We start from the raw sequence: 1,413 nt of genomic DNA, 5'->3' as shown, positions 1-1,413 counted from the left end.
ACACAGTGGACGCGAGCAACTGAGGACAAGCCCTCGGCCTATTAGTACCGGTCAACTCCACACGTTACCGTGCTTCCATATCCGGCCTATCAACCCAGTCGTCTACTGGGAGCCTTACCCTCTCAAGGAGGTGGGAATACTCATCTCGAAGCAGGCTTCCCGCTTAGATGCTTTCAGCGGTTATCCCTCCCGAACGTAGCCAACCAGCCATGCCCTTGGCAGAACAACTGGCACACCAGAGGTTCGTCCGTCCCGGTCCTCTCGTACTAGGGACAGCCCTTCTCAATATTCCTACGCGCACAGCGGATAGGGACCGAACTGTCTCACGACGTTCTAAACCCAGCTCGCGTACCGCTTTAATGGGCGAACAGCCCAACCCTTGGGACCGACTCCAGCCCCAGGATGCGACGAGCCGACATCGAGGTGCCAAACCATCCCGTCGATATGGACTCTTGGGGAAGATCAGCCTGTTATCCCCGGGGTACCTTTTATCCGTTGAGCGACGGCGCTTCCACAAGCCACCGCCGGATCACTAGTCCCGACTTTCGTCCCTGCTCGACCCGTCGGTCTCACAGTCAAGCTCCCTTGTGCACTTACACTCAACACCTGATTGCCAACCAGGCTGAGGGAACCTTTGGGCGCCTCCGTTACTCTTTAGGAGGCAACCGCCCCAGTTAAACTACCCATCAGACACTGTCCCTGATCCGGATCACGGACCCAGGTTAGACATCCAGCACGACCAGACTGGTATTTCAACGACGACTCCACCCACACTGGCGTGCGAGTTTCAAAGTCTCCCAGCTATCCTACACAAGCCGAACCGAACACCAATATCAAACTGTAGTAAAGGTCCCGGGGTCTTTCCGTCCTGCTGCGCGAAACGAGCATCTTTACTCGTAGTGCAATTTCACCGGGCCTATGGTTGAGACAGTCGAGAAGTCGTTACGCCATTCGTGCAGGTCGGAACTTACCCGACAAGGAATTTCGCTACCTTAGGATGGTTATAGTTACCACCGCCGTTTACTGGCGCTTAAGTTCTCAGCTTCGCCAAGACGAATCTTGACTAACCGGTCCCCTTAACGTTCCAGCACCGGGCAGGCGTCAGTCCGTATACATCGCCTTACGGCTTCGCACGGACCTGTGTTTTTAGTAAACAGTCGCTTCTCGCTGGTCTCTGCGGCCACCCCCAGCTCAGAGCGCAAAGCTCATCACCGGATGTGGCCCCCCTTCTCCCGAAGTTACGGGGGCATTTTGCCGAGTTCCTTAACCATAGTTCACCCGAACGCCTCGGTATTCTCTACCTGACCACCTGAGTCGGTTTAGGGTACGGGCCGCCATGAAACTCGCTAGAGGCTTTTCTCGACAGCATAGGATCATCCACTTCACCACAATCGGCTCGGCATCAGGTCTCAG

The 1,413-nt window shown here is 55.8% G+C and carries 1 rRNA gene; it reads right to left on the bottom strand.

From position 1 onward, the window contains the following. Positions 1-21: 21 nt before the first annotated feature. A 23S ribosomal RNA gene (locus ACFZBT_RS40770) occupies positions 22-1,413 on the bottom strand; the annotation flags it as partial.

Source organism: Streptomyces sp. NPDC008137, assembly GCF_042957035.1.
Lineage (GTDB): Bacteria > Actinomycetota > Actinomycetes > Streptomycetales > Streptomycetaceae > Streptomyces.
The sequence above is the reverse complement of the archived record's forward strand: the minus strand, read 5'-3'. Positions and strand labels throughout refer to the sequence as shown.